Genomic DNA, 26,065 nt, shown 5'->3' with positions numbered 1-26,065 from the left:
GCCCCCGATGGGACGCGGGGCCTGCTTCTAGAATCACCGGCACCGGCCCCTCCGCCCGAAGGAACCTGATGACCAGCGTCGAAGAACCGGCACGTCCTGACGAGCGCGAGCGCATCCGTGACGCCGCCCGCACCCAGGCCGAGATCCTCGACGTCGCCACGCAGGAGTTCGCCCGGGCCGGCTACGACGGGGCCCGGGTGGACGAGATCGCCGCCCGTACCCGCACCACGAAGCGGATGATCTACTACTACTTCGGCGGCAAGGAACAGCTGTTCACGGCCGTGCTCGAGCGGGCCTACGGCGTCATCCGGGAGGCCGAGCAGCAGCTCGACGTCGAGCACCTGGACCCGGTGGCGGCCATCCGGCGCCTGGCCGAGGTGACCTTCGACCACCACGAGCAGCACCCGGACTTCATCCGCCTGGTCAGCATCGAGAACATCCACGAGGCGCAGCACATCGCCGCCTCCGAGAAGCTCGGGAGGATCGGCTCCCCCGCCCTCGACGTGATCCGCCGCATCCTGGAAGAAGGCCGCAGGTCAGGGCTGTTCACGGCGGACGTCGACGCCGTCGACCTGCACGCGATGATCTCCTCCTTCTGCTTCTTCCGGGTCTCCAACCGGCACACCTTCGGCGCGCTGTTCGGCCGCGACCTGGTCGACCCGGCGCAGCGCGCGCACTACCGCACCATGCTGGGCGACATGGTGATCGCGTACCTGACGGCGGAGCGCACGGCGGTCTGAACGTCCGGTGCCGAACGTGCGGCGCACGACCCCTTGACACCGACGGCACACGGGCGCAGCATCCCTAGCCATCCCCTACTAACTATCCAGTGGGTTAATTAGCAGCCGCGATCCGGCCCTTCCCCCTTCGCTCGTCCTTCTGTTCACTCCGCCTATGGTGGAGCCCGCCAAGGAGCCGCCGTGTCCGTCCCCGCCATGCCCCAAGGGGCAGCAGCCCCGCCCGGTCAGCCCAGGAAAGCCGCGACCGCCGCCTGGATCGGCAGCGCGCTGGAGTACTACGACTTCTTCATCTACGGCAGCGCCGCCGCGCTGATCTTCCCCGAGGTGTTCTTCGACGAGTCCGACCCGGCCACCGCGACCCTGCTGTCGCTGGCCACGTTCGGCGTCGCGTACGCCGCCCGCCCGGTCGGCGCGCTGGTGCTCGGGCACTTCGGCGACAAGCTGGGCCGCAAGAAGATCATGGTCTTCACGCTGATGCTGATGGGCCTGTCGACGTTCCTCATCGGCTGTCTGCCGACCCGGGACCAGGTCGGCACGCTCGCCCCCGTCCTGCTCGTGCTGTGCCGGGTGCTCCAGGGCATCTCGGCGGCGGGCGAGCAGGCCAGCGCCAACTCGATGACGCTGGAACACGCGCCGCCGGGCCGGCGCGGCTTCTTCACCAGCTTCACCCTCAGCGGCACGCAGGGCGGGCAGTTGCTGGCCACGCTGGTCTTCATCCCGGTCGCCGCGATGCCCGAGGACCAGTTGCTGTCCTGGGGCTGGCGGGTGCCGTTCTGGCTGAGCGTCGCGGTCGCCGTCGTCGGCTGGGTCATCCGGCGCAAGCTGGACGAGACGCCGGCGTTCGCCCAGCAGGCGGCCGAGGAGGGCGTCGTCAGACTGCCGCTGGTGGTGCTGCTGCGCGAGCACTGGGCGGATGTGCTGCGGGTGATCGCGGGCGCGCTCGTCGCCTCGGTCAGCACCATCTTCACGGTGTGGGCACTGGCGTACGCCACCAGCGACGCGGTCGGCATGTCACGCACCGCGATGCTGTGGGTGGGCGCCCTGGCCAACCTCGTCGCACTCGCCGCGATCCCGCTGTGGGCCACCCTGTCCGACCGGATCGGCCGCCGCCCGGTGTACCTCATCGGTGCGGTCGGCAGCGCGGTGACGATGTTCCTGTACCTGTGGGCCGTCTCCACGGGCTCGTACCTGCTGACGTTCCTGCTGGGCGTCCTCTGCTTCGGCGTCGTCTACAGCGCCGCGAACGGCGTGTGGCCCGCCTTCTACGGCGAGATGTTCACGACCCGGGTCCGGCTGTCCGGCGTGGCCATCGGCACGCAGATCGGCTTCGCGGCGGCCGGCTTCGCGGTGACGTTCGCCGCGCGGATCGCGGGGCCGGCCGGCGACGACTGGTCCGCGGTTGCCCTGTTCACGGCGGCCCTCTGCGTCCCACCGGTCATCGCCGCACTGACGGCTCGCGAGACGCACCGGGTTCCCACGGAGGCACTGGGCGCACGCCCGGCCCGGGCGACCACGGAGCCGGAGAAGGTGACGGCCTGACCCCGGACCACTCCCTGCCGGGCCTCTCCGGGGCCCGGCGGCGGGTGGTCGGCCGGGTGCGGGACGGCTGGTCGTTCAGCTGTTGGACCAAGCCCGGCGGCACAGCACCAGGCGGTATCCGTCGGGGTCCTCGACGGTGACGCCCCATGCGTTCCAGTAGGGGTTGGGGGACTCGACCCGCTTGCCACCGTGCCGCTCCAGGCGGGCGATCAGGTCGTCCGGGACCGGGTCGTCGGCGTAGACGACCAGCAGATCTTCCTCGGTGGGGCGGGGCTCCACCGGCCGGGCGGGCTCGTGCACGAGCTCCAGATGCCAGTCGGCGTCGGGCCAGCCGAGCATGAGCAGGTCGTGGTGGCCCGGTTCGGATCCGCCCTCGGACCGCCACACGACACTGAGTCCGAGCCCCTCGCGCCAGAACCGCTCGGCCGCCGCGAGGTCTCCGGAGGGACGGGCGATCCGGATGTGGCTGCGACCGTTCACGGGCATGGTGACCTCTTCTCGTGGCGTCCTGACTGCGACAGGCGTTCCGCCTCGCAGCCTAGGAAGCCTGCCGCCGCGTGGCATCGGCCATCGGTCCTGGGCCCCGGAGCCTAGGCCTTGGTGTGGACGAGCTGGATCAGGTTGCCGCAGGTGTCGTCGAGCACCGCTGAGGTGATGCTTCCCATCTCCAATGGCTCCTGGGTGAACCGCACCCCGAGACCGCGCAGCCGCTCGAACTCCGCTCGCACGTCGTCCACCGCGAAGGAGGCCGCCGGGATGCCGTCCTCGACCAGCGCCGTCTTGTACGGCTGCACGGCGGGGTGGCCGGACGGCTCGAGCAGGAGCTCCGTCCCGTCGGGGTCCTCCGGCGAGACCACGGTCAGCCACCGGTCCGTGCCCACGGGGACGTCGTGCTTCTTCACGAAGCCCAGGACGTCGGTGTAGAAGCGCATGGCCTTGTCCTGGTCGTCGACGAAGACGCTGGTGATGTGGATCCTCATGAGTTGTCCTCCGGTGCGTCGGGCTTGAGCCATCGGGTCATGACGCGCTCAAGGGGGTCGGTGTTCAGGTTGTGGAACTTGTAGCGGCCCTCGCGCCGCGAGACGACCAGACCCGCCGATTCCAGTACGGCCAGATGCTGGCTGACCGCCTGGCGCGACAGCCCCAGACCGTGTTTGGCCACCAGCCGCGTGCAGATCTCGAACAGGCTCTGGCCGTCCCGTTCGGCCAGCTCGTCCAGGATGCGCCGACGGGTGGGGTCGGCCAGCGCCTTGAAGACGTCCTCCGCCATGCCCTCACGATAGGCAAGTAGCGACTTGCCTATCAATGCAACTGCGCCGCTGCCCTTGCTCACCCGGGGGCGCCCGGAAAGATCGGACCATTCCTCTGTTCCTGTGTGATCACGAATGGTTCCTGCACGAGGATGAGGTCTGGGGCGGTCCGGGCGGGGTATGCCGGATCTCACCTCGACGAGCGCGACGGAGGATGAGCGATGGCACAGCTGCGACAAGAGGTCGACCCGGGTGAGGCCGGGCTGGATCCGGAGGCGCTGGGCCGCCTGGACCGGCACTTCGCCCGGCTCGTCGACGAAGGCCGGCTGCCGGGCTTCCTCGTGTCCGTCGCCCGCGCCGGACGCGTCGCCCACCTCACGACGCACGGCCTGCGCGACATCGCGGCCGGGCAGCCCGTCGAACCGGACACGCTGTGGCGGGTCTACTCCATGACGAAACCGGTCACCGCCGTCGCCGCGCTGCTGCTGGTGGAGGAGGGCCGGCTGTCACTGGACGACCTGGTCGCCGACCACCTGCCGGCCTTCGCCGACCCGCGGGTCTACGCCGGTGGCTCCGGGCCGGCGTCCGGACCCGCCCGGCCGCCGGCCCGATACTCGTCCGGCATCTGATGACCCACACCTCGGGCCTGACCTTCGGCTTCTACCACACCCACCCGGTGGACGCCCTGTACCGCGAGGCCGGTCTGGAGTCGTCGGTGCCGCCGGGCGCGGACCTGGCCGAGACGATCGAGGTGTACGCGAGTCTGCCGTTGCAGTTCGAGCCGGGCACGCAGTGGAACTACTCGGTGGCGAGCAATGTCCTGGGCCGGATCATCGAGGTCGTGTCGGGGCAGCCGCTGGACGTGTTCTGTGCCGAGCGGATCTTCGGGCCGCTCGGGATGACGGACGCGGGCTTCCACGTCACGGACGAGCAGGCGCCCCGGCTGTCCGAGATGTACGGGGAGAAGGAGGGCGGCGGCATCGAGCCGATCCCCGGGCTGCCGCTGCGGGGCGCCCGGCCGCGGTTCCTGTCCGGCAGCGGCGGCATGGTGGCCTCCGCCCACGACTACCACCGCTTCATGGAGTTCCTGCGCCGCCGGGGCGAGCTGGACGGCGTCCGGCTGTTCGCCCCCAGGACGGTGGACCTGATGACCCGCAACCACCTGCCCGGGGGCGCCGATCTGCGTGCCTTCGGCAGCCGCCCGGCCCACGACGAGCCCGGCAACGAGGGGGTCGGCTTCGGGCTCAGCGTCTCCGTGGTGATCGACCCGTCCCGCACCCGGGCGCCGTCCGGGCTCGGCGCCTACGGCTGGAGCGGGGTGGCCACGACGACGTTCTGGGTCGACCCGGGCCGCGACCTGACGGTGCAGTTCATGACGCAGGTGCGGCCCAGGACCTCCCACACGGTCTTCCGCGACCTCAAGAGGTTCGTCCACGAGGCCGTGTCGGGCTGACCTGCTCTACTGGTCGACGCGGAGCGCGAACTCGACGCCGTCCCGGGCGAGTTCCCGCAGCCACTGCTCGGACCGGGCCGCCGTCTCGGCGGCGCGGTTCAGGCCCGGCGGCAGGGAGCCGTCCAGGACGTGGCGGACGCCCAGGGCGAGGGTGCGCGAGACGCAGCGGGCCATCGCGCTCTCCCGCGCGTCGCCCACCAGGTCCAGGAGGTAGCCGCCCGCCCAGGGTCGCCCGGTTTCGGCCCGGACGTCCAGCGACACGGCGAGGACGACCCGGTCGCGGTCGTCGTCCGTGGTGGGGTAGGCGGCGGCCAGTTCCCGGGCCAGGGCGGTGATCCGGGCGTCGTCGCCCCGCTTCAGCTCCTCGAAGACGCCGTCCCAGGCGCGCAGCCAGCCCTCCAGACGCAGGGTGCCGCGTACGAACGTGCGCGGTGTCCAGGCGTCCGGCAGTCCGTACCGTGCGACGAAGGGGACGCTGTCGCGGTTGGGGTAGACCTCGAAGGTCTCGCCGTCGACGAGGTGCCGCCGGGTCGCCTCCCACGGGCGGTCGGCGACCGTCTCGGCGCCGCCCTCGATGTAACGGGCCGGGGAGCGCAGGGCGTTGAGGACCCCCGCCGGGGCCCAGCTGAAGCGGTACGTGAAGTCGTTCGGTACGGCCGGGACGCCGCCGCAGTACGACGTGAAGGTGTACGAGGCGGGCGTCTCGTCGCCGATGGCCTCCCGCGCGCGGGCGACGAGGGCGTGGGCGAAGAGGTGGTCGATGCCCGGGTCGAGTCCGGCCTCGGTGAGGACGACGACCCCGGCCTTCTCGGCGGCGGGCACCTGATCGAGGACCGCCTGGGACACATGGCTGGAGCAGGCGAAGTGGACCCCGAGCCGGACGCACTGGGCGAGCAGCGGCGCGTGCTTGGGCGCCGGCAGCATGGACACCACGACGTCGCCGGGCGCCAGTTGGGCGGCGAGGGCGGGCAGCGTGTACGCGCGGGGTTCGGCCCGTCCGGCGAGGCCCAGCCGGTCGAGGGCGTCGGCCGCGCGGCTCTCTGTGCGGTGCCAGAGCCGTACGCGCTCGGCGGTGTCGCACAGCGCGGCCAGGCCGCTGCCCGTGGACAGGCCGGCGCCGATCCAGTGGACGGTGCCGCTCGCGGGGACCAGGTCAGCGGTCAAGGGTCTCCCCCTTGTCGAGGCCGTGTTCGCGGCACGCCTGGCGGAACCGGTCCAGACAGCGTCCCCAGGGCCCGGTGACGCCGAAGTCGAGCAGGTGGGGCAGCAGGGCGGCCGAGAAGTCGGCGCTGGACTCCACCGGCAGCAGGGAGGGCAGGTTGTCGATGGCGATCAAGTCGAGCGGGGGGTCTTCGCGCAGCCGGCGGACGGGCTCGTCCCAGTCGGTGGTCTCGTCGTACACCGGAAGGACGTTGAGCGGGGAGCCGACGTCGCACGTGACGTCGCACAGGGTGCGCAGGCGGCGGTCCGGGGTGTCGAGGTCCTGCTCGCGGAGGAAGGGCGGGACCGGGCTGGTGGCGAGGACCGCGTTGACCATCACGTCGTGCGCCAGCAGGGCGCGGCGGTCCAGGTCGCGGGTCTCGGCGAGATCCCAGCAGGTCGGGTCCGCGCCGGCGGTGGCGAAGGCCGTGCGGGCACCGCGGCCGCTGCGTCCCAGGGCACCGATGACCAGGCCGGTGAACTCGGCGTCGTCCGGGGCGGGCTTCAGCGTCTCGTCCAGGGCCTCCTTCGTCGTGGGCGTCAGCGGTGCCCGCAGCCGGCCGCGGTGCTGGAGCACCGCCAGGGCCGCGCCCAGGTAACCGGCCCAGAACCCGAAGGCGGCGAGGCGCCGCCCGGTGTCGTCCACCAGGTACTCCAGGTCGAACAGCGCCCCGCCCCCGGTGGCGAACCGGCGCAGCAGGCCGGCCGCTCCGGGCTGGCCCTTGTAGGCGTGGCCGAAGAAGATGTGGCGGTGCGTCAGTTGGGTCGGCTGGTCGGGCAGTTCCTTCAGTCCGAGTACGACGGCGTCCCGCGGCGCCGACCCCCAGGAGCCCGCGGGGGCGACGCGGCAGCCGGCCGCCTCGTACTCCTCGATCGGGAAGACCCGCTGCGGGGAGTCCTCGACGGTCAGTGCCACTCCGCTCTCGACGAGCCGCCGGGCGTCGTCGGGCACGACCGGCGTGCGTCGCTCAGTCGTTCGGGCCTCGTGGCGCAGCCACAGATGGAGCTCGGTCATACCGGGTGGGCCTCCGGACGTGAGGCGCCGGCCGCCGAGGGCCGGCGCTCAAGGGGCGGACGTCCACGAAGCGTACGCGGCCCGCCCGCGGGTCGCGCATGACTGCGCCCAGGTCACGTCGACGGGCACCGGAACCTGCCCCGGCGTCTCAGGAGGAGCTGACCACGGCGTCGAGGTGGGGCAGGTGGTGGTCGAGGCGCTCCCGCTTGGTCCGCAGATAGGTGATGTTGTTCTCGCACGGCGGGATCAGCAGCGGCACCTGCTCGGCGACCTTGATGCCGTGGCTGAGCAGCGCCTCGCGCTTGCGCGGGTTGTTGGACATCAGACGGACGGACTTGACGCCCAGGTCGTCCAGGATCCGTGCGGCCACGCCGTAGTCGCGGGCGTCCACCGGCAGTCCGAGGGCGAGGTTGGCCTCGACGGTGTCCAGACCCTCCGCCTGGAGGGCCATCGCGCGCAGCTTGGCGAGCAGGCCGATGCCGCGGCCCTCATGCCCTCTGAGGTAGACGACGACACCGGCGCCCTCGGCGACGACCGCGCGCAGGGCGGCGTCGAGCTGGTCGCCGCACTCGCAGTGCTGGGAGCCGAAGGCGTCACCGGTCAGGCACTCAGAATGCAGCCGGATGAGCACGTCGTCGGTGCCGAGGTCGCCGTAGACCAGCGCCACTTGTTCGTCACCGCGGTCGTGGTCCAGGTAGCCGACCGCCTGGAATTTCCCGTACACGGTGGGCAAGGGCGCATTCACGACGCGTTCCACGCCGGTCCGCTGCGGTGACTTCTTGCCGAGTACGCCAATTTTTTCTGTCATGATTCTCGAGTTCCTAAGCAGAGACGAAAGGCCGTGACGTTATGAGTGACTTGGTGCCGGCGGACACCACGGAAGACGTACGGACGCGGGGCGCCGGTGTCTCACGGCAGGTCGCGGTGCTTCCCGTGGGGAGCTTCGAGCAGCACGGTCCGCATCTCCCGCTGGCGACCGACACGCTCGTCGCCTGTGCCGTCGCGCGGGAGATAGCCGGCGCGTACCCGGTACACCTCCTTCCTCCGGTGACGATCTCGTGCTCGCACGAGCACGCGGCCTGGCCGGGGACCGTGAGCATCTCCTCGGTGACCCTTCATGCGGTGGTACGGGACATAGCGGCTTCGCTTCGCCGGTCGGGCGTCGACGCCCTGGTGGTGGTCAACGGGCACGGCGGAAACTACGTGCTGGGCAACGTCGTTCAGGAATCCTCCGCCCGCGGCGAGCGGATGGCGCTCTTCCCGGCCCCGGAGGACTGGGAGGAGGCGCGGGAGCGGGCGGGTGTGGTCACCTCGCTGCTCACCGACATGCACGCGGGGGAAATAGAGACCTCCATCCTTCTGCACGCTCATCCCGAAATGCTCCGCCCCGGTTATGAGACCTCCGATTTCGTCGCTGACGACCGGCGTCATCTGCTCACCCTCGGCATGTCCGGTTATACCGATTCCGGTGTCATCGGCCGTCCTTCACTGGGTTCGACGGAAAAGGGGAAGGAACTCCTGGCGAGCCTGGCGGATTCCTTCGGGGCGTATTTCTCGCTGCTGACCTCCGACGAGTAGTCAGCCACGGTCGCGGGGCCGGGTCCGGGGACCGGTGAGGGGGACCGGGACCCGGCACGCAGGCCCGTGTACCAGCGGGCCACGAGCACGACCAGGCCGGGCAGGCTCGCCACGAGGCTGAGTACCCCGTAGACGACCGCGACGGCGAGTCCCCGGCCGGCGCCCAGGCCCGCGGCGCCGAACGCCCAGGCGGTGACGCCCTCCCTCGGCCCCCAGCCGCCGACGTTCAGCGGCAGGCCCATGGCCAGCAGCGCGAGTACGGCGAGCGGCACCAGGACGGCCACGGAGGCGGCGGCTCCGGCGACGCGGGCGGAAAGTACGAACATGGCGACGTAACCTGCCAGGACGACCACGGAGGAGACGATGACTCCGGGCCCGTTGCGGCGGGACAGCAGCCCCTCGCGTGCCTCGGCCAGCATGGCGCGCAGCGCCCGGCCCCGGCGGGAGGGCGCCGCGTGGTTCATGCGCAGGGCGAGGACGACGGCGAGTGCGCCGAGTGCGGCCAGGACCGCGAGCGGCGCGATGTGCCGGGCCTCGGCCAGCACCGGGGACGGCATGGTCAGCAGGACCACGGCCCCGACGGCGAACAAGGCGATCTGCCCGGCGGCCCGTTCGAGGACGACGGCCTTCACGCCTCGCCGCACGTCCCCCTCGCTCTGCCCGTGCCGCACCGCCCGGTGCACGTCGCCGAGCACACCGCCGGGCAGCGCCGCGTTCAGGAAGAGCGCCCGGTAGTAGTCGGCTACGGCCGGCCCGAACGGCAGCCGGATCCTGAGCGCCCGGGCCACGAGCGCCCAACGCCACGCACTGACCACGGTGGTGACGAGCCCGATCCCGAGCGCCAGCACCAGGGTCGTCCCGTCGATGCGGCGCAGCCCGTCCAGGAAGACCCCGGTGCCCAGCCGCCACAGCAGCACCCCGAGGATCACGACTCCGGCGAAGGTGCCGAGGTGCGTACGGACCGCGGGGGAGCCGAGCCGGGCGAGGGCGGTACGGATCCTGCCGGGCGACGGGGAACCGGCCCGCTGGCCAGAGGCCTCCGGGTCGGTCACGGACGGCGCGGCATCGATGCCGGTGGCCGGACGGCGCGCAGCCTCGGCGGCGGCCGGTGCCGGAGCACCGGATTCCCGTCGCGGGCCGCTGCCGGTCTCCGGAAACCGGGCGCTCTCGGTCGACGCCGGTCGCGGGCGTGTCCCCGTCGCCTGCGGGCTCATGACGCTCCGCCCGCCGGGCGGGACAGGGCGAGCAGGTCGGTGTGGTGGACCGTGACGCGCAACTGCCCCGCGGCGCAGGCGGCCAGGCGTTCGGCCAGGTAGGCGTCGGCCCGGGCGCTCAGCTCGGGGCGCTGCTCGACGGCGGCGCCGACCCAGCCGCGCAGCCACTGCTCGGTGAGCGCGGCCTGCTCGGGACCGAGCCGCCAGGGGCTCGGATGCAGCCGTACCGTCGCGCCACGCTCGGAGAACGCCTCGGTCGCCACCGTCACCGCGTCGGGACCGAGCAGACCGTCGCGGCGCTGGTGGTCGTTGAACGCCTGGGCGATCTCCGCGTCCAGCGGGTGCGACGGCGTCAGCTCCACGCGGCCGGCGACGGACAGCGTCAGCAGGGCGGGACAGCCGGCTCCGGCGCAGGCGGCGGCGAGGGTGTCGATCTCCTCGCGGGTGAGGACGTCCAGCAGGGCGGACGCCGTCACCAGGGACGCGCCGTGCAGGGCGTCCGCGGTGAGGCGGGCGACGTCACCGCGCCGCGTCTCCACGGTGACCCGGCTGCCGTCGGCGGCGGTGCGCGGGGAGGCGACGGCCGCGAAGTGCAGCAGATAGGGGTCGCGGTCGTGCAGGATCCAGTGCTGCGCCCCGTCCAGGCAGGGGGCGAGCCAGCGGCCCATCGAGCCGGTACCGCACCCGATGTCGTGGATGACGACACCGCCGGGCCTGCCCGGCAGATTGGCGAGCCGGATGCGCAACGGGTCGAGCAGATCGTGCGCCCGCGCGACGGCGTCGGCCGGCTCCCGCAGCTCCAGCCACTCGGGCGCGTAACGGGGCGGATCGTCGGGGTCGGCCTCACGCAGCTTGACGGTGGGCCGCGCGCCGGGTGTGCCGGAGGGGCCCGCGCCCGGGATGACGGCATCCGCGGACTCGGCGGCCTGCCACGCCCCGGGATACCCGCTCGGCCCCGCGCCCTCGACCATGCCGTCCATCGACTGCGCAGCCTCCCTCGGCCCGGGCTGGACCGGAATCGTCCCGCTCTGGTGGGTCGTCGCCGGGTTCGTCATGCGGCCCTCCGGGGGTCGGTCGGGAGCCGGCGCAGCACCGCCGCCAGGCTCTGTGCGGTCGTCGCCCAGCCGCCGAGGGCGGCGCGGCGGCTGCGGGCGGCGGCCTTGAGGCGGCGGCGTACGTCCGCCTCGCCGAACCAGCAGCGCAGCTCCGCCGCGATGGCGGCGGGGTTCTCCGGCGGGACGAGGATGCCGGGCACACCGCCGTCGGGGGCGCGGCCGACCGCCTCGGGGAGTCCGCCGACGTCCGTGGCCATGACCGGGATGCCGCGCGCCAGTGCCTCGGTCACGGCCATGCCGTACGTCTCGGCGTACGAGGTGAGGACCATCAGGTCGGCGGTGGCGTAACTGGCGTCCAGCGCGGCGCCGGACTGCGGGCCCGCCAGCTCCAGCCGGTCTCCCAGACCGTGCTCGGCGATGAGGGTCCGCAGCTGGGCGACGTACTCCGGGTCCTGGGTGAGACTGCCCACGCACACGCAGCTCCACGGCAGGTCGGTCACCGTGGCCAGCGCCTCCACCAGCCGGTGCTGTCCCTTGCGGGGGGTCACGGCGGCCACGCACAGCAGCCGTGAGACACCGTCGGTGCCGGGCGCGAGCGGCGCGATGTCGGCGCCGGGGGCCGCGACGTGCACCCGCTCCGGTGGCAGGCCGTGGTGGGCGACCAGACGGCGGACCGCCCAGTCGCTGGTGGCGACCACCGCCGGCACCGCCCGCAGCACCGCCCGTTCCTTGGCGTCGAGTTCTGCGGCCACGGCCGGGGCGAGCCCCGTCTCGTCACCGAGCGGGAGGTGGACGAGGACGGCCATGCGCAATCGTTCCGCCTCCGGTACGACTATCTCCGGGACGCCGCAGGCGACCAGCCCGTCGAGCAGGACGACGGCACCGTCGGGCAAGCCGCTCAGGGCGCGGGCGAGTTCCGTACGGGCGGCCGCCCCCGGCCGGGGCCAGTCACCGGCCACGGCGTGCCTGGTCACCTGCCAGCCGAAGCCGGGCAGGTCCAGGCACACGCGCCGGTCGTAGGCGTTGCCGCCGCTGGGCGTGGCCGGGTCGTCGATGCCGCCCGGCAGCACGAAGTGCACGGTGCGCAGGGACATGGGGATGATCTCGGCGTTCTTCAGGGGGGCGTGCTGCACGGGAACATAATTCAGCCGCGCCGGTGCCGGTCCGGTGTGCTCGGGCCGTTCGATTGTCGTGTCGGTCACAGCGCACGCTCGTAACTCGCCCACGCGATGTGCGACTCGTGCAGGGTGACGGTCAGGCCCGCGATGCCCTTGGCACCCTCGCCCAGCGCCCCCTTGTGGATGCGCTCGGCGAGCCGGTCGGCGATGACCTTGGCGAGGAACTCCGTGGAGGTGTTGACACCGGCGAAGTCGGGCTCGTTGTCGAGGTTGCGGTAGTTCAGCTCGCTGACCACCGCCCCGAGTTCCTGGGTCGCCAGCCCGATGTCGACGACGATGTTGTCCTCGTCCAGCTGTTCGCGCCGGAACGTGGCGTCCACGAGGAACGTGGCCCCGTGCAGGCGCTGCGCCGGTCCGAAGACCTCGCCGCGGAAGCTGTGGGCGATCATGATGTGATCGCGGACGGTGATGCTGAACAACGGACGACCCTCCAGGTGCGGCGCGTCTGCTCCCCCGCCATGGCTGCCGGGGATGCCGTGTATTACGGCTGCTTGCCTTCCCCTGTTCAGCCTCCGGTACGTCTTTTCTCAGGTCAGGCGCTCTCGTCTTTTCTCAGGTCAGGCGCTCTCGTCTTTGCTCAGGTCAGGCGCTCTCGTCGTAGCGGACCCGGTGGCACAGCGCGGGAATCTCGCCCGAGGCGAGCTTCGGCAGCACGTCGGGCAGGTCCTCGAAGGCGGACTCGCCGGTGACGAGGGCGTCGAGGGCCGGGTCGGCGAGCAGATCGAGGGCGAGGGCGAGCCGGTCGGCGTAGGTGCGGTGCGGCCGGGCCGGAGAGACGGTGCCGACCTGGCTGGAGCGGATGACGAGCCGCCGGGAGTGAAAGGCCTCGCCGAGGGGCACGCTCACCTGCCGGTCGCCGTACCAGCTCAGTTCGAGCACGGTCCCTTCGGCGGTGAGGAGTTCCAGGGACCGGGCGAGCCCCTGCTCGGTGGCGCTGGCGTGGACGACCAGGTCGCACTCGCCGAGGGCGTCCTCGGGCGAGGCGAAGCCGGCACCGAGGGCCTTGGCGATGCCGGCCCGGCCCGGGTCGGCGTCGACCAACTGGACGCGGACGCCGGGGAACCGGGCGAGCAGGGCGGCCACCGAGCAGCCGACCATGCCCCCGCCGACCACGGCGATCCGGTCGCCGACCAGGGGTGCGGCGTCCCACAGGGCGTTGACGGCGGTCTCCACAGTCCCCGCGAGCACGGCCCGTTCGGCCGGCACGGTGTCGGGTACGGGCGTGACGGCGCTCGCGGGGACCACGTACCGGGTCTGGTGCGGGTAGAGGCAGAACACCGTACGGCCGGCGATCGCCTCGGGTCCCTCCTCCACGACACCGACGTTGAGATAGCCGTACTTCACCGGGCCCGGGAAGTCGCCCTCCTGGAACGGCGCCCGCATGGCCGTGTGCTGGCTGACCGGCACGCCGCCGCGGAAGACCAGCGTCTCCGTACCGCGGCTCACGCCGGAGAACAGCGTCCGGACCAGCACCTCGCCCTCGCCCGGGTCCGGCAGGGCGACGTCCCGGACAGTGCCTCGCCCAGGCGAGTCGATCCAGAACGCGCGTCCGGTGTGCTTCATCGAAGTCCTCCTGAACGATCGGGAAGCTGCTTGCGTACCGAGGGGTGCACAGGCCGCGCACAAGGTAGCGGCGTTGATCGACTCTGTCACACGGCCGGAGGGTGTTCGGTGGCCCTGAACAACACGTACGACGCGAGGCTCCAGCAGGAGACCGCCCTGGGGGCGGGTGTGCAGATCCTGCTGCTGGCCCTGATCGGCACGGCGATCGGGATGGGCCCGGCGGGCTGGCTGACCGGCCTCGCGTTCGCGATCGCCACCTGGGCAGTGCTCTCCCGGGCCCTGCACCGCTCCCGGCTGCGCTCGTTCGGCGCGGCGAACCGGGTCACCCTCGGCCGGGCCACCCTCGTCGGCGGGGTCACCGCGCTGGTCGCGGACTCCTTCCAGAGCTCACCACCCGTGTCGCTCTTCGTCGGCCTGACGGCGGTGGCCCTGATCCTCGACGGCGTCGACGGCAAGGTCGCCCGCCGTACCGGAACCTCGACTCCGCTGGGTGCGCGCTTCGACATGGAGGTCGACGCGTTCCTGATCCTGGTGCTGAGCGTGTACGTGTCGACGCAACTGGGCCCGTGGGTGCTGCTGATCGGCGGGATGCGGTACGTCTTCGTCGCCGCCGCCCGGATCTGGCCCTGGCTGAACGCCGCACTCCCGCCGAGCACCGCCCGCAAGACGGTCGCGGCACTTCAGGGCGTCCTTCTGCTGCTGGCGGGCGCCGATCTGCTGCCGTACGCGGCCAGCTTCGGGGTCGCGGCACTGGCCCTGGGCCTGCTGGTGTGGTCGTTCGGACGCGATGTGCTGTGGCTGTACCGGACCTCGCAGGTCTCGGCGACCTCCGCCCGGCGGCAGATGCGGGAACTGGTCGCGAGGTGACGCCCTGCCCGGTCAGCCGTCGAACCGGTCGCGCGCCGACTCGATGTGCCCGAGGTACTCATGGGTCCAGCCGCAGATCAGATCGACCGTGGCGCGCAGGGCCCGGCCCGGTTCGGTGAGGGTGTACTCGACCTTCGGCGGCACGGTGGGATGTACCTTCCGGTCGACCAGGCCGTTGCGCTCCAGCATCCGCAGGTTCTGCGTGAGCATCTTGTGGCTGACGCCCTCGACCTCGTCGCGCAACTCGCTGAAGCGCAGGGTGCGTTCACCGAGGGCCTCGATGATCAGCAGCGCCCACTTGTTGGCGACGTCCGAGAAGATCTCCCGCGCCAGGGAGTCGGCCCGCCGCAGGTCCGCGTTCTCCGGCAGGTCCCTCAACTGCTTGGTCACCATCTGGTTCCCCAGTCACTGAAAAGTGCGTTCTTCCAGGTCGGCCCACACTCTCCTACGGTTTCCGAGTAACCACAAGAGAGCGCGGGTTCGCGCTCGACCGAAGGAACGGAAGGACGGGAACCATGACCACGATCGATGTCTACGACCACGCCATACCGGCCGAGAGCCACTTCGGCTACGCGCAGGCGATCAGGTCCGGCGATCTGATCCACGTCTCCGGACAGCTCTCGTTCGACGAGGCGGGCGGCTTCCGCCCGACGGACGACATCACCACTCAACTGGAGGGGACCTACGCCAACCTCGACAGGGTGCTGGCCCACTACGGCGTCACGCGCAACCAGATCGTCTCCCAGACGCTGTACGTGGTGGACCTGGTGAAGAACGCCGACGTGGTGGCGGAGGGCAACCGGGCGTACTTCGGCGCCCACCGCCCGGTCAGCACGGCCCTGGGGGTCACCGAACTCACCTTTCCCGGACAGGCGGTCGAGATCAGCTGCGTGATCGACACGAAGCTGCCGGCGTGAGTCGGGGCGGCGAACCCCGGCGGGAGACGGTCAGCGACGCGTCCCGGTGCCCACCAGGGCCCGCTCGTACGGGTCGAGGACGACGCCCCGGACCTTGGTGGAGACGCCGGCGATGATCTGCTGGTGGGCCAGCGGCACGACCGCGTCCGTGCCGAGGATCGCGGCCTCGGCCGCCATGGCCGCGTCCTGCCGTTCGCCCGTGCCGTCCGTCCCGTCGGCCTTCTCGACGGCCCGGTCGACCTTCTTGTCGCACAGCAGGGCCAGGTTGTAGCCGCCGTCGCAGGTGTAGTCACCGGCGAGGACGCCGACGGGGTCGCCGGTGTCCAGCAGGCTGTTGCGGGCGCCGATGAACGCGTCGAACTTCCCGGCCAGCGCGTCGCTCTCCAGCCGTGAGTACTCGCGCACCTCCAGCTTCACCGTGAAGCCGGCCATTTCGAGCTGCTGCTGCACGACCTGGGCGACCTCGGGGAGTTCGGGCCGGTTGTCGTAGGTGGCGAGGGTGATGGACGTTCCGTCGGGCCGGGCGGCCTTCGCGCGCCCGGACGGCTTCATCCGCTTGCTCTCCGCCCAGGTGACGGCGGGACCGTAGATGCCCGCGCCCGGGTCGGCGTACCCCTCGAAGACGCCCTTGACGATGACGGAGGAGTCGACCGCCGTGCGCGCGGCGGCACGCAGCTTCGGGTCCTTGAAGGGGCCGGTCCTGGTATTGAGGTGAAGGCTTGTCGTCCGGGTGGTGCCGGCTTCCCTGAGGGTCGCCTTGTCGAGGGTGGCGGCCTGGGCGACGGGGATCGCCTCGGCGATGTCGACGTCACCGGTGCGCACGGCGTTGGCGCGTGCGGTGCCGTCCTTGACGAAGCGCGCGTCGATGCCGGAGGCCTGGGCGCGGCCGCCCCAGTAGTCGTCGAAGCGGTCGAGGGACGCCGAGCCGCCGCTGCTGACCTCGGTGATCTCGAAGGGCCCGGTGGCGGTGCCGACGGGCGTGGGCGCGCCCTTCTTCTCGTACGCCTTCGGGGAGAGGATCGCCAGGCTCGGGCTGGATAGGCGCATGGGCAGGACGGGGTCGGCGGCGGTGGTGGTGACGCGTATGCCGCGGTTGCCGTCGGCCTCGGCGTCGAGGGTGACACCGGCGAGGGCGGCGGGCACGGGTTTCGCCTTCGTGGCGCGGGTGAGCGCGTCGGCCACGGCGGACGGGGTGACGTCCGTGCCGTCCTGGAAGGTTGCCTCGCGCAGGGTGAACCGCCATGTGCGGTCGTTATCGCGGCGCCAGGACTCGGCGAGCGCTGGGGCGGCGGCGCCGTTGGCGTCCAGGGCGGTCAGCCCCTCGGTGACGCCGAGCCGGCTGAGGAGCGTGGCGTCGGCTCCGTACGGCGAGAAGTTCTCGGCGGGAGGGAAGGCGAGTGCGACGCGCAGCCGCGAGTCCGACGGCCCGCCGTCCGACGACGACTCCCCGCCGGGGGAGGCGAAGCAGCCCGCCAGGCCCGGGACGAGGACGAGGGCGGCGAGGAACCGGAAGGGACTCGGACTCTTGATGCTCAGAACACGCACTTGCACAGCATATGCACCAAGGGCCAGGCGTCGGCCGACCGGGGACCCGGCCCTCGGACTCCACAAAAAATCCCATATGGAGCAAGCGATTTGACAGCGACGACGATCACTTCCTAAACCTAACCACATGACATCCATTTTCAAAAAAGCGGAGCGGTCGTGAGGGTCGCGTTCGTCGGCAAGGGCGGCAGCGGCAAGACCACGCTGTCGGCGCTCTTCTCCCGCCACCTGGCGCGCTCCGGCGCCCCGGTCCTCGCCATCGACGGCGACATCAACCAGCACCTGGCCGAGGCGCTCGGCGACGAGGAGAAGTCCGCCCCTCCCCTGGGCGAGCACCTGGCCGAGATCAAGGACCTCCTCCGCGGCACGAACCCACGCATCACCTCCCGCGAGGCGATGATCAAAACAACTCCCCCGGGACGCGGCTCCCGCCTCCTGCGCCCACTGGGCGACGACGAACTTCACGCGCGGCACGTCGGCCGGGCGGGCGGCGTCCCGCTGATGGTCACGGGCGAGTTCGACGAGTCCGACCTGGGCGTGGCCTGCTACCACTCCAAGCTGGGCGCGGTCGAGCTGTACCTCGGCCACCTGGTCGACGGCCCCGGCGAATACGTCGTCGTCGACATGACGGCGGGCGCGGACGCCTTCGCCTCCGGCCTGTTCACCCGCTTCGACATCACCTTCCTGGTGGCGGAACCCACCCGCAAGGGCGTCTCGGTCTACCGCCAGTACCGCGACCACGCGGAACGGTTCGGCATCCGCATCGCGGTCATCGGCAACAAGGTGACCTGCGAGGACGACCTCCTCTTCCTCAAGGAACAGGTAGGCGACGACCTCCTGACCTACTTGGTCCAGTCCCCCTGGGTCCGCGCGGCCGAACAGGGCCGCACCGAGGGCGGCCTGGACGCGCTGGACTCCCTGGAGCCGCACAACCGCCACGCCCTGACGATCCTCCGCGAGGCCGTCGACTCCCACCCCCGCGACTGGGACCGGCTCCACCGCCACGCCGTGGAGTTCCACCTGCGCAACGCCCGAGCGTGGGCGGACGCACGCACGGGCGAGGACCTGGCCGCCCAGATCGACCCGGACTACGTCCCGGGCACCCGGCCCAGCACCTGACCTCCTCGCCGCCCCCTTACCGCCGCACCTCCCGACCAGACAGGACGACACTCCCCCATGTCTCTCGACGTCTCCCCGAAGCTCCTCGCCGAAGCCGAGCAGGGTGACATCCGCGAGGAGGACTTCGTGGACACTGTCCGCACGTCCCTCCCCTACGCCTACGACCTGATAGCCTCCCTCGCCACGGAACTCCACAACGGCCAGGTCGACTTCACCGACAACCAAACCCCTCCCCCCTCCGAACAGGAACGCGGCCAACTCCTGCGCGCCCTCGCCAGCGACGCGATCCGCACGAGCCTGGAACGCCACTTCGGCATCACCCTGGCCTTCCAGAACTGCCACCGCGTGGCGGCGTTCCGGCCGGAGTCGCGGGACGGGGAGACGTACGCGCGCTTCACGTCCGTGCGGTCCCAGGTGTTGAACCAGTCGCCGGAGTTCAGGGACTGCTGACACCGCCGCCGTCGCCCAGAAATGGCGCCAGGGCGGTCACGAACCGCCCCCGCTCGTCCAGCCACGGAAAGTGCCCGGCCCCGCTCTGCACGACCAACTCGGCGCTCGGGAACAACCCCGCGTACTTCTTCATCACGCGCGCAGGCCCCGCCACGTCGTACTCCCCGGCGAGGACGAGCACCGGTGAACGCAACGCGGCAAGGGCGCTCCGGGTGCCCTCGGTGTCGAAGGCACCGTCGGAGGCGTAGCGAGCGGCGGCTTCGTCGTTGCGCTGTCGCTGCTCCGCCGCGCGGAACGCCCGGGCCTCGTCGCCCCAGCGGCCGAACCAGAACGGGGCGACGGCGTCCCAGTCGCCGGCCGTCGCCCGGCCGGCCGTGATGGCCTCCAGGGACGCGTACGCCGGGGCGAACCACGGTTCGTCCCGGCGCAGGCGTGCCGTCTCCAGGCGGTCCTCGGCGGTGATGTCGAGGCCGACGGCGAAGACGCTGGGCGTGATCAGGGCGAGTCGGCCCACCCGTTCCGGATGACGGGCCGTGTACAGCGCGGCCAGGTTGGCACCAGCGGAGTGCGCGAGCAGGTCCAGCCGCTCCAGACCCAACTCCTCACGCAGCGCCTCGACATCGGCGACCTGCCGGTCACAACGGTACGACGCCGTGTCCCGCGGCACAGCCGAGCTGCCGGTACCCCTGAGGTCCAGCCGCACCAGGGTGCGGTGGGCGGACAGGCCGCCCAGGTCTCCCAGGTAGACGGAGTCCTGCATTGGACCACCGGGGAGACAGACCAGGGGCGGGCCGTCCCCCGTCACGTGGTAGGCGAGGGTGGTGCCGTCGGGGGCGGTGAAGGTGGGCATGGGCGCGAGGGTGGCAGGAGGCGGAAGCTGGGACAACCGGATATCCGCCGGGTGTCAGCCTCCACCGTGCCGTCGACGGTGGTGTCCTGACCATGAGCGGGTCGGCCCCTCCTCCTCCGGGGAGGGGCCGACCGCCGTCCTTCTACCGCACCGGCATCGCACCCGCCGCCGGCGCATACCCGGTGGGCCGGGCCGTGAAGGTGCCGCGGCCCTGGGTGCGGCTGCGCAACCGGGTCGCGTAGCCGAAGAGTTCGGCCAGTGGCACGGTGGCGGTGACGACCGCCGCGCCCGCGCGGGTGACCGAGCCGGTCACCCGGCCGCGCCGGGCGGCGAGGTCGCCGAGCACGCCACCCACCGCGTCCTCGGGCACGGTGACCGTGACCTCGACTACCGGCTCCAGCAGGACCATCGCGCAGGCGCGCAGGGCCTCGCGCAGGCCGAGGCGGCCGGCCGTGCGGAACGCCGTGTCCGAGGAGTCCTTCACATGGGTGGCCCCGTCGGTGAGCGTGACGCGCAGCCCGGTCACCGGGTGCCCGGCGAGCGGCCCTTCGGCGAGGGCGTCGCGGCAGCCGGCCTCGACCGCCCGGACGTACTCCTGCGGCACGCGTCCGCCGACGACGGCCGACCGGAAGGCGAAGCCGCCCTCCTCGTACGGCTCCACGTCGAGGACGACATGGGCAAACTGCCCAGCCCCGCCGTCCTGTTTGACGTGCCGGTAGACCAGCCCGGACACGCCCCGGGCGACCGTCTCGCGGTAACTGACCCGGGGGCGGCCGGCGTTGACCTCCAGCCCCAGCTCGCGCCGGAGCTTCTCCACCGCCACCTCCAGGTGCAGTTCACCCATGCCCGACAGCACGGTCTGCCCGGTCTCCGGGTCGGTCCGCACGACCAGCGAGGGATCCTCCTCGGTCAGCCGTGCCAGCCCGGACGCCAGACGGTCGGTGTCGCCGGCCCTGCGGGACTCGACCGCGACCGAGACCACCGGCTCGGGCACGCCCGGCGGTTCCAGGACGAGCGGGGCGTCCGGCGCGCACAGGGTCGAGCCGGCGCGGGCCGACTTGAGCCCGACGACGGCGACGATGTCCCCGGCGACCGCCCGGTCCAGGGGTGCGTGCCGGTCGGCCTGGACGCGCAGGATGCGGCCGACGCGCTCGGTGCGCCCCGCGCTCGCGTCCCACAACGTGTCTCCCTTCTCGATCGTGCCGGAGTAGATCCGCAGGTACGTCAGCCGTCCTGTCGGGGTGGCGTGCACCTTGAAGGCGAGGGCGGCCGGTGGTGCCGCCGGATCGGCTGGCCGCTCCTGCTCCTCGCCCTCGTAGGTGCCGCGCACTGGCGGCACGTCCAGCGGCGACGGCAGATAGGCCACGACCGCGTCGAGCAGCGGCTCCACACCGCGGTTGCGGTACGCGGAGCCGCACAGCACGACCACGCCGTCGCCGTCCCGGGCCAGGTCCCGCAGCGCCGAGGAGAGGGTCCGCTCGCCGAGCGCGCCCGTGTCGCAGAACTCCTCCAGGGCGCCCGGATGGAGCTCCGCCACGACCTCCTCCAGCGCCCGGCGGCGCGCGAGGGCCTCGTCCCGGAGGTCGTCCGGCACCGGCGCCTCGTCGAAGGTGCCGCCGTCGGCCCACCGCAGGGCGCGCATGCGTACGAGGTCGACGACGCCGGTGAACGTGTCCTCCGAGCCGATCGGCAGCTGCACGACCAGCGGATCCGGGTGCAGTCGCTCCCGGATCGACGCGACGGCCGCGTCGAGGTCGGCACCGGCGCGGTCCATCTTGTTGACGAACGCGATCCTCGGTACGCCGTGCCGGTCGGCCTGCCGCCACACCGACTCGCTCTGCGGCTCCACCCCGGCCACCGCGTCGAACACGGCCACCGCGCCGTCGAGGACCCGCAGCGCACGCTCCACCTCGTCGGCGAAGTCGACGTGCCCCGGGGTGTCGATCAGGTTGATGCGGTGACCGTCCCAGGTGCAGCTCACCGCCGCGGCGAAGATGGTGATGCCCCGGTCCCGCTCCTGCGGGTCGAAGTCGGTGACGGTCGTGCCGTCGTGGACCTCGCCGCGCTTGTGCGTGGTTCCGGTGGCGAACAGGATCCGTTCGGTGACGGTGGTCTTGCCGGCGTCGACGTGGGCGAGGATGCCGAGGTTGCGGACGACGGCGAGCGGGTTGTGGTTGATGCGCACGGCCCAGGGCCTTTCGAAGCGTTCAGGAAAGGGCAGCGCGATTACCGGGCGAGGCGGGCATGGCGCGTGGCCAGGCGCCCGCAGCTTGCTGACGTCACGTCAGCAAGCTGCGGCACATGCTGTCAGACGTTCGTCCCGGTCATCCGGCGCCCGCCGCGCAGCGGGCACCGGAGCGACGAGGACACGAGGATCACCTCGTAGCGCGGCGGGGAGACGGCGGCAGCGGTGCGGTCACGCATGGCAGTCTCCCTTCGTTCGTCACGACGGTGCGCCGCCGCTCACGTCGTGGGCGGCGCCGGGTACTCGGTGAGTGTAGGGACGGCGGAGGGAGCCGGGCCAGGGATTATTCCGGCGGGGTCGGGGTGTCGTGGGTCCGGTACATCGCCTGGACGTCCAGTTCCAGTTGCACGGTCGGACCGACCACCGCGATGCCCCGGGCCAGCATGGAACGCCAGTTGAGCGTGAAGTCCTCGCGGTGCAGCTCCGCCGTCGCCAGGGCCGCGCAGCGCAGTTCCTGCCCGTAGCCGCCGTTCACGGTGCCGAGGTAGGTGGTGTCCAGCGAGACCGAGCGGCTGACGCCGTGCATCGTGAGGGAGCCCAGCAGCGTCCACTTGCTGCCGCCCCGGTAGGCGAAGCGGGCACTCGTGAAGTCGATGTACGGGAAGCGATCGACGTCCAAAAAGTCGGCGGACCGCAGGTGGTTGTCGCGGGTGGTGTTGCCGGTGTTGATGCTGGAGGCGTCGATGCGGACGTGCACCCGGGAGTCGGTCATGTCCTGGGCGATCCGGATCCCGCCCTCGAAGCGTTCGAAGCGGCCGTGGACATGGGCCATGCCGACGTGCTTGGCGATAAAGCGGATCGCGGTGTGCGGCGGGTCGAAGAGCCAGGTTCCGGGCGTCGGCAGCTGGAGGGCCTCGGCCGCACGCAGCCAGACCCGCTCGGTGGGCGTCGACGTGCCCACCGCGATCTCGATGGTCTCGCGGTGCGGCTGAAGGCCCTCCGCCGCGATCATCAAGCCGTACCGGCCGGGCGGCAGCGCGGCGAGGAAGTAGCCGTACGGGTCGGTCGTCCCGCGGGCCGCCACCCGGTGGGTGTCCAGCGCGGTGACGGTGACATCCGCGGCCGCCAGGGGCGTGCCCATGGGATCGACGACCTCGCGGGCCACGGCACCCGCGCCGGAGGGTAGGGGGAGGGCGAGGCCCGCCGCTGCGGCGGAGGCGCCCTTGAGTCGCCGGCGCCGGAGCAGTGCGAGGGCCATGTGGTTCACCTTTCATCGGGGCGGCACGGCCGTACGGGCGGCGAGGTCAGCCCACGCCAACGGCCGCACCATGCTGCGGTCACACCCCCTTGTCGATCTTGCGGGACCGGTCTCCGGGACGGGTGTCTCATTACGAGACACCCCAGAGACACCCAGAGACGGCCGGAGACAGCCGGAGTCACCCGGAGACAGCCGCTCGGCGCCTACGCCTTGAACGCGTCCGCGTGTTCCGCCGCCCACTGGGCGAAAGTGCGGGCCGGGCGGCCGGTGACCTTCTCTACGGTGCCGGAGACCGTGCGGCCCACCTCGGGGGTATTGCCGTACGCCTCGAGCAGGAAGCCGATCACGTCCGGGGTGAGACCCGCCGCCCGCCACTGCTCGACGGCCTGTTCCTCGGTCAGCTCGACCAGCGTGATCTCCCGGCCGGCGGCGGCGGCGATCGTCGCCACCTTGTCGCCGACGGTGAGCAGTTCGGGGCCGGTGATCACGTAGTCCTGGCCTCCGTGGCCCTCCTCCGTGAGCGCCACCGCGGCGACGGCTCCGATGTCGCCCTCGTGGGCCATGGCGCTCAGCCGTGCGACGAACGGCTCCCGCACCTCGCCCGAGGCGACGATCCCGTCCGCCCACTCAAGGGCGTTGGCCATGAACTCGACCGGCATGAGCACGGTCCACTGCACACCGTCGTCGGCACGTACCGCGTCCTCCAGCGGGGTGGGTCCGCCGCCGTGCAGCACGGTGATCCTGCGGACGCCGGCCGAGCGGGCCAGCTCCAGGATGCGCGGGCCGGTCTCCAGCGGGGTGAAGGCGGCGCCGCCGAAGGTGATCAGATGGAGGCTGGCGGCCCCCTCCAACGCAGGGCCCAGATCGTCGGGTTGCGTCAGGTCGCCCTCGACGACCTCCACACCGGCCGGGAAAGCGGCCTTCGCGGCGTCCCGCGTGAGGGCGCGGACCTCGTGGCCCCGGGCGAGCAGTTCGGCGACGACCCGGCGGCCGACGGTTCCGGTGGCGCCGGTGACAAGAATCTTCTGCGTCTGTGTCATGGCAGGACCGTAGGAAGCCTTGTGGTCACTTTCTGTCCGCGAATCCGAGTCCGCTAGAGGGTGGTTTCATCGGCCGGCGGGCCTCCCTCGTACGCCGCTCGCAGCACGGCCCGGGCCTCGTCCGCCGCGACCGGGCGCGGGTTGGCGTACGGCTCGCCCGCGACCCGGCCCGCCGCCGGTGTCACGTCGCCTTCCGCGAGGCCGAGTTCGGCGAGGGAACGCGATGCTCCGAGGCGGCCGGCCAGCTCCCACAGGGCGCGGGGCGGGTCGTCGGTGCCGAGGGCCCGTCGCAGTACGGCCAGCGCGTGCGGGGCCGCGGGAGCGTTGTAGGCGAGGACGTACGGCAGGACGACGGTGTGTGTCTCGGCGTGCGGCAGTCCGAACGTGCCGCCCAGCACGTGGCAGACCTTGTGGTGCAGCCCCATCGTGGTCGCGCCTAGGCACGTGCCGCACAGCCATGCCGCGTACAGCGCCCGGCTGCGCGCGTCCAGGTCCTCCGGGTCGGCGGCCAGTCGCGGCAGTGCCTCGGCCATGGCCCGCACGCCCTCCTCGGCCATGACCGAGACCAGCGGCGAGGTGTCCGGGGCGTACAGCGCCTCGACGGCGTGCGCGAGCGCGTTGACGCCGCTGGTCACGGTCAGCGGTACGGGCAGGGAGAGGGTGAGCCGGGGGTCGTAGACGACGCCGCGGGGCTGGACGACCGGGTCGCGACCGGTGCGCTTGGTGCCGTGCTCGGTCAGGCCCCACACGGGGGTCATCTCGGAACCCGAGTACGTCGAGGGCACGGCGATCAGCGGCAGTCCGGTGCGCAGGGCGATCGCCTTGCCGAGGCCGATCGCGGAGCCTCCGCCGACCGCGACGCAGCCGTCCGCCCCGGCCGCCCGTACCGCCGCGACGGCCCGGTCGGCGTCCTCGACCGGTACGTGCATCCGGGCCTCGGCGTGCACTCCCACGCAGGTGTCGCCGAGCGCGTCAGCGACCGCCCGGGCGACGGCTTCGCCCCGGCTGCCGCAGACCACGAGCAGCCGCCGCAGGCCCAGGCGGGCGGCCTCGCCCGGGGGCGCGGTGACGGCCGCGCCGGGCCGGAAGACGACCCGCACGGGCCGGGTCTCGTACGAGAACTCACTCTGGAATGTCATGCCGCACGCTCCAGGACGAGGTCGAAGCGGGCGAGCCGGAAGGGGTTCGCCACGCCGAACTCCCGGGCCAGGGTCGGGTCGTCGGTCTCCGCGAAGTCCTGGACCAGGCTCTCCTTCACGGCGAACACCGCGTCCGAGTCGAGGTAGTCGCCGCCGGCCACGAAGATGTGCGTGGTGACGGGCGTGTGTCCCTCGGCCGTGGCGATGAAGTGGATGTGCGCGGGGCGGTAGGGGTGCCGTCCGGTCGCGCGCAGCAGCCCGCCGACCGGGCCGTCGGTGGGTATCGGGTACGGCGCCGGGACGCAGGTGCGGAACCAGAAGCGGCCCTCGGTGCCGGCGGTGAACAGTCCGCGTCCGTTGCCTGGGGGCTGGACGCCGGGCTGCTGGACGTCGTAGAAGCCCTTGTCGTCGGCCTGCCAGACATCGACGACGGCGCCGGGCAGCGGGGTGCCGTCAGCGGAGACCACCCGGCCGCTGACCACGCAGGGTTCGCCGCCGCCCACGAGGTCGATGTCGTCGCCGAGGGCGCGGACCGGCGACTCGGTCATGTGGAAGGGGCCGAGCACGGTGGGCTCGGTGGCGCTGGGCGCGCGGTGGCCGTTGACGGTCTCCACGAGCATGGACAGCCCGAACACGTCCGACAGCAGGATGAACTCCTGCCGGGTGTCGGTGCAGGCCTGCCCGGTCGCCGTGAGAAAGGCGATCGCCCGCTCCCACTCCTCCTGGGTCAGTTGGGTCTCGCGCGCGAAGTCGTGCAGATGGCGGACGAGGCCGGTGAGCAGCTCGCGCAGCCGCGGGTCGGCGGTTCCCCGGAGGCTGGCGAGGGCCTGCTCGCTGATGCCGGCCCCGGTCGCGTCGGTGGTCATCCCGGCTCCTCGTCGTCGATGTCCGCTGCTGCCCTTGCTTCCAT

General features: G+C 72.1%; 25 protein-coding genes and 2 pseudogenes. 8 read left to right on the top strand and 19 right to left on the bottom strand.

The genetic code is table 11. The features are described 5' to 3' along the window. Positions 1-68: 68 nt before the first annotated feature. Together V8690_RS36645 and V8690_RS36640 are read left to right on the top strand one after the other, a co-directional pair. A complete protein-coding gene (locus tag V8690_RS36645; RefSeq protein ID WP_338784353.1) occupies positions 69-740 on the top strand; it encodes a TetR/AcrR family transcriptional regulator in 672 nt (223 codons plus the stop codon). 180 nt (positions 741-920) lie between these two features. After that, entirely contained in the window at positions 921-2,279 is a 1,359-nt protein-coding gene (locus V8690_RS36640; protein ID WP_338784352.1) for an MFS transporter, read from the top strand. Positions 2,280-2,354: 75 nt separating this feature from the next. Here the strand turns inward: V8690_RS36640 and V8690_RS36635 are convergent, their stop codons facing one another. From V8690_RS36635 to V8690_RS36625, 3 genes are all read right to left on the bottom strand, one after another. Continuing rightward, positions 2,355-2,765 (bottom strand): VOC family protein, encoded by a 411-nt coding sequence (locus V8690_RS36635; protein ID WP_338784351.1) that lies wholly within the window; start codon positions 2,763-2,765, stop codon positions 2,355-2,357. Positions 2,766-2,869: 104 nt separating this feature from the next. Continuing rightward, positions 2,870-3,259, bottom strand: a complete 390-nt coding sequence (locus V8690_RS36630; protein WP_338784350.1) for a VOC family protein — start codon at positions 3,257-3,259, stop codon at positions 2,870-2,872. Further along, complete coding sequence (locus V8690_RS36625) at positions 3,256-3,549, bottom strand: metalloregulator ArsR/SmtB family transcription factor (RefSeq protein ID WP_338784349.1); 294 nt, start codon at positions 3,547-3,549, stop codon at positions 3,256-3,258. The genes V8690_RS36630 and V8690_RS36625 overlap by 4 nt, the downstream gene beginning before the upstream one ends. Positions 3,550-3,750: 201 nt before the next feature. On the opposite strand from V8690_RS36625, the pseudogene V8690_RS36620 reads away from it, so the two are divergent. Continuing rightward, positions 3,751-4,982 (top strand): annotated as a pseudogene (locus V8690_RS36620) (serine hydrolase domain-containing protein). Between the two features lie 6 nt (positions 4,983-4,988). Here V8690_RS36620 and V8690_RS36615 read toward each other — a convergent pair. The 3 genes from V8690_RS36615 to ribA all read right to left on the bottom strand — a co-directional run bounded on the left by V8690_RS36615 (position 4,989) and on the right by ribA (position 8,005). Then, positions 4,989-6,146, bottom strand: coding sequence for a saccharopine dehydrogenase family protein (locus tag V8690_RS36615; RefSeq protein WP_338784348.1), 1,158 nt, complete (start codon positions 6,144-6,146; stop codon positions 4,989-4,991). Then, positions 6,136-7,197 carry a saccharopine dehydrogenase gene (locus V8690_RS36610; protein ID WP_338784347.1) on the bottom strand — a complete coding sequence of 354 codons (1,062 nt, stop codon included), beginning with the start codon at positions 7,195-7,197 and terminating at the stop codon, positions 6,136-6,138. The genes V8690_RS36615 and V8690_RS36610 overlap by 11 nt, the downstream gene beginning before the upstream one ends. A gap of 148 nt (positions 7,198-7,345) precedes the next feature. Then, entirely contained in the window at positions 7,346-8,005 is a 660-nt protein-coding gene (ribA, locus tag V8690_RS36605; protein WP_338784345.1) for a GTP cyclohydrolase II, read from the bottom strand. A gap of 41 nt (positions 8,006-8,046) precedes the next feature. On the opposite strand from ribA, the gene V8690_RS36600 reads away from it, so the two are divergent. Then, complete coding sequence (locus tag V8690_RS36600; RefSeq protein ID WP_338784344.1) at positions 8,047-8,775, top strand: creatininase family protein; 729 nt, start codon at positions 8,047-8,049, stop codon at positions 8,773-8,775. 155 nt (positions 8,776-8,930) lie between these two features. Here V8690_RS36600 and V8690_RS36595 read toward each other — a convergent pair. The 5 genes and pseudogenes from V8690_RS36595 to V8690_RS36575 form a co-directional block, all read right to left on the bottom strand. After that, a pseudogene (locus V8690_RS36595) lies at positions 8,931-9,989 on the bottom strand (lysylphosphatidylglycerol synthase transmembrane domain-containing protein); the annotation flags it as partial. After that, complete coding sequence (locus V8690_RS36590) at positions 9,986-11,044, bottom strand: class I SAM-dependent methyltransferase (RefSeq protein ID WP_338784342.1); 1,059 nt, start codon at positions 11,042-11,044, stop codon at positions 9,986-9,988. The gene V8690_RS36590 and the pseudogene V8690_RS36595, both read right to left, overlap by 4 nt. Further along, positions 11,041-12,246, bottom strand: a complete 1,206-nt coding sequence (locus V8690_RS36585) for a glycosyltransferase family 4 protein (protein WP_338784341.1) — start codon at positions 12,244-12,246, stop codon at positions 11,041-11,043. Before V8690_RS36585 ends, V8690_RS36590 begins: the two co-directional genes overlap by 4 nt. Further along, the gene (locus V8690_RS36580; RefSeq protein WP_010043117.1) at positions 12,243-12,641 is read right to left on the bottom strand and encodes a 6-carboxytetrahydropterin synthase; all 399 of its coding nucleotides are present in this window, start codon (positions 12,639-12,641) and stop codon (positions 12,243-12,245) included. Before V8690_RS36580 ends, V8690_RS36585 begins: the two co-directional genes overlap by 4 nt. A gap of 163 nt (positions 12,642-12,804) precedes the next feature. After that, a complete protein-coding gene (locus V8690_RS36575) occupies positions 12,805-13,785 on the bottom strand; it encodes a zinc-binding alcohol dehydrogenase (protein WP_338784339.1) in 981 nt (326 codons plus the stop codon). 108 nt (positions 13,786-13,893) lie between these two features. Here V8690_RS36575 and V8690_RS36570 point away from each other — a divergent pair, with 108 nt between their 5' ends. Beyond that, positions 13,894-14,652, top strand: a complete 759-nt coding sequence (locus tag V8690_RS36570; RefSeq protein ID WP_338784338.1) for a CDP-alcohol phosphatidyltransferase family protein — start codon at positions 13,894-13,896, stop codon at positions 14,650-14,652. 12 nt (positions 14,653-14,664) lie between these two features. On the opposite strand, the gene V8690_RS36565 is transcribed toward V8690_RS36570, so the two are convergent. Next, entirely contained in the window at positions 14,665-15,045 is a 381-nt protein-coding gene (locus V8690_RS36565) for a helix-turn-helix domain-containing protein (RefSeq protein ID WP_338784337.1), read from the bottom strand. A gap of 122 nt (positions 15,046-15,167) precedes the next feature. Between V8690_RS36565 and V8690_RS36560 the strand changes: the two genes are divergently transcribed. Then, entirely contained in the window at positions 15,168-15,569 is a 402-nt protein-coding gene (locus V8690_RS36560; protein ID WP_338784336.1) for a RidA family protein, read from the top strand. 30 nt (positions 15,570-15,599) lie between these two features. On the opposite strand, the gene V8690_RS36555 is transcribed toward V8690_RS36560, so the two are convergent. After that, complete coding sequence (locus tag V8690_RS36555) at positions 15,600-17,120, bottom strand: ABC transporter substrate-binding protein (protein WP_338784335.1); 1,521 nt, start codon at positions 17,118-17,120, stop codon at positions 15,600-15,602. A gap of 153 nt (positions 17,121-17,273) precedes the next feature. Here V8690_RS36555 and V8690_RS36550 point away from each other — a divergent pair, with 153 nt between their 5' ends. Together V8690_RS36550 and V8690_RS36545 are read left to right on the top strand one after the other, a co-directional pair. Further along, positions 17,274-18,233, top strand: a complete 960-nt coding sequence (locus tag V8690_RS36550) for an ATP-binding protein (protein WP_338784334.1) — start codon at positions 17,274-17,276, stop codon at positions 18,231-18,233. A 57-nt stretch (positions 18,234-18,290) separates the two neighbouring features. Next, positions 18,291-18,683 (top strand): SCO5389 family protein, encoded by a 393-nt coding sequence (locus V8690_RS36545; protein ID WP_338784333.1) that lies wholly within the window; start codon positions 18,291-18,293, stop codon positions 18,681-18,683. Here V8690_RS36545 and V8690_RS36540 read toward each other — a convergent pair. The 6 genes from V8690_RS36540 to V8690_RS36515 all read right to left on the bottom strand — a co-directional run bounded on the left by V8690_RS36540 (position 18,670) and on the right by V8690_RS36515 (position 26,021). Then, positions 18,670-19,533 (bottom strand): alpha/beta hydrolase, encoded by an 864-nt coding sequence (locus V8690_RS36540; RefSeq protein ID WP_338784332.1) that lies wholly within the window; start codon positions 19,531-19,533, stop codon positions 18,670-18,672. The two genes, V8690_RS36545 and V8690_RS36540, sit on opposite strands and share 14 nt — an antisense overlap. A gap of 142 nt (positions 19,534-19,675) precedes the next feature. After that, positions 19,676-21,718 (bottom strand): elongation factor G, encoded by a 2,043-nt coding sequence (gene fusA, locus V8690_RS36535; protein ID WP_338784331.1) that lies wholly within the window; start codon positions 21,716-21,718, stop codon positions 19,676-19,678. Between the two features lie 343 nt (positions 21,719-22,061). Next, entirely contained in the window at positions 22,062-22,976 is a 915-nt protein-coding gene (locus tag V8690_RS36530) for a YceI family protein (protein ID WP_338784329.1), read from the bottom strand. Positions 22,977-23,179: 203 nt separating this feature from the next. Next, positions 23,180-24,016 carry an NAD(P)H-binding protein gene (locus V8690_RS36525; RefSeq protein WP_338784328.1) on the bottom strand — a complete coding sequence of 279 codons (837 nt, stop codon included), beginning with the start codon at positions 24,014-24,016 and terminating at the stop codon, positions 23,180-23,182. A gap of 53 nt (positions 24,017-24,069) precedes the next feature. Then, on the bottom strand, positions 24,070-25,155 hold the full coding sequence (locus V8690_RS36520; protein ID WP_338784327.1) for a maleylacetate reductase: 1,086 nt from the start codon (positions 25,153-25,155) through the stop codon (positions 24,070-24,072). After that, on the bottom strand, positions 25,152-26,021 hold the full coding sequence (locus V8690_RS36515) for an intradiol ring-cleavage dioxygenase (protein WP_338784326.1): 870 nt from the start codon (positions 26,019-26,021) through the stop codon (positions 25,152-25,154). Before V8690_RS36515 ends, V8690_RS36520 begins: the two co-directional genes overlap by 4 nt. Between the last annotated feature and the right edge of the window lie 44 nt (positions 26,022-26,065).

It is taken from the genome of Streptomyces sp. DG1A-41 (assembly GCF_037055355.1).
In the GTDB taxonomy this organism is placed as follows: domain Bacteria; phylum Actinomycetota; class Actinomycetes; order Streptomycetales; family Streptomycetaceae; genus Streptomyces.
This window is presented reverse-complemented; position numbering and strand designations above follow the sequence as displayed.

Excerpts from the sequence above, each read along its gene's own strand:
- V8690_RS36645 (WP_338784353.1), top strand. The coding sequence starts at position 69 with ATGACCAGCGTCGAAGAACCGGCACGTCCTGACGAGCGCGAGCGCATC.
- V8690_RS36635 (WP_338784351.1), bottom strand. The coding sequence starts at position 2,765 with ATGCCCGTGAACGGTCGCAGCCACATCCGGATCGCCCGTCCCTCCGGA.
- V8690_RS36630 (WP_338784350.1), bottom strand. The coding sequence starts at position 3,259 with ATGAGGATCCACATCACCAGCGTCTTCGTCGACGACCAGGACAAGGCC.
- V8690_RS36625 (WP_338784349.1), bottom strand. The coding sequence starts at position 3,549 with ATGGCGGAGGACGTCTTCAAGGCGCTGGCCGACCCCACCCGTCGGCGC.
- V8690_RS36610 (WP_338784347.1), bottom strand. The coding sequence starts at position 7,197 with ATGACCGAGCTCCATCTGTGGCTGCGCCACGAGGCCCGAACGACTGAG.
- ribA (WP_338784345.1), bottom strand. The coding sequence starts at position 8,005 with ATGACAGAAAAAATTGGCGTACTCGGCAAGAAGTCACCGCAGCGGACC.
- V8690_RS36600 (WP_338784344.1), top strand. The coding sequence starts at position 8,047 with ATGAGTGACTTGGTGCCGGCGGACACCACGGAAGACGTACGGACGCGG.
- V8690_RS36590 (WP_338784342.1), bottom strand. The coding sequence starts at position 11,044 with ATGACGAACCCGGCGACGACCCACCAGAGCGGGACGATTCCGGTCCAG.
- V8690_RS36575 (WP_338784339.1), bottom strand. The coding sequence starts at position 13,785 with ATGAAGCACACCGGACGCGCGTTCTGGATCGACTCGCCTGGGCGAGGC.
- V8690_RS36565 (WP_338784337.1), bottom strand. The coding sequence starts at position 15,045 with ATGGTGACCAAGCAGTTGAGGGACCTGCCGGAGAACGCGGACCTGCGG.
- V8690_RS36560 (WP_338784336.1), top strand. The coding sequence starts at position 15,168 with ATGACCACGATCGATGTCTACGACCACGCCATACCGGCCGAGAGCCAC.
- V8690_RS36545 (WP_338784333.1), top strand. The coding sequence starts at position 18,291 with ATGTCTCTCGACGTCTCCCCGAAGCTCCTCGCCGAAGCCGAGCAGGGT.
- V8690_RS36540 (WP_338784332.1), bottom strand. The coding sequence starts at position 19,533 with ATGCCCACCTTCACCGCCCCCGACGGCACCACCCTCGCCTACCACGTG.
- V8690_RS36530 (WP_338784329.1), bottom strand. The coding sequence starts at position 22,976 with ATGGCCCTCGCACTGCTCCGGCGCCGGCGACTCAAGGGCGCCTCCGCC.
- V8690_RS36525 (WP_338784328.1), bottom strand. The coding sequence starts at position 24,016 with ATGACACAGACGCAGAAGATTCTTGTCACCGGCGCCACCGGAACCGTC.
- V8690_RS36520 (WP_338784327.1), bottom strand. The coding sequence starts at position 25,155 with ATGACATTCCAGAGTGAGTTCTCGTACGAGACCCGGCCCGTGCGGGTC.
- V8690_RS36515 (WP_338784326.1), bottom strand. The coding sequence starts at position 26,021 with ATGACCACCGACGCGACCGGGGCCGGCATCAGCGAGCAGGCCCTCGCC.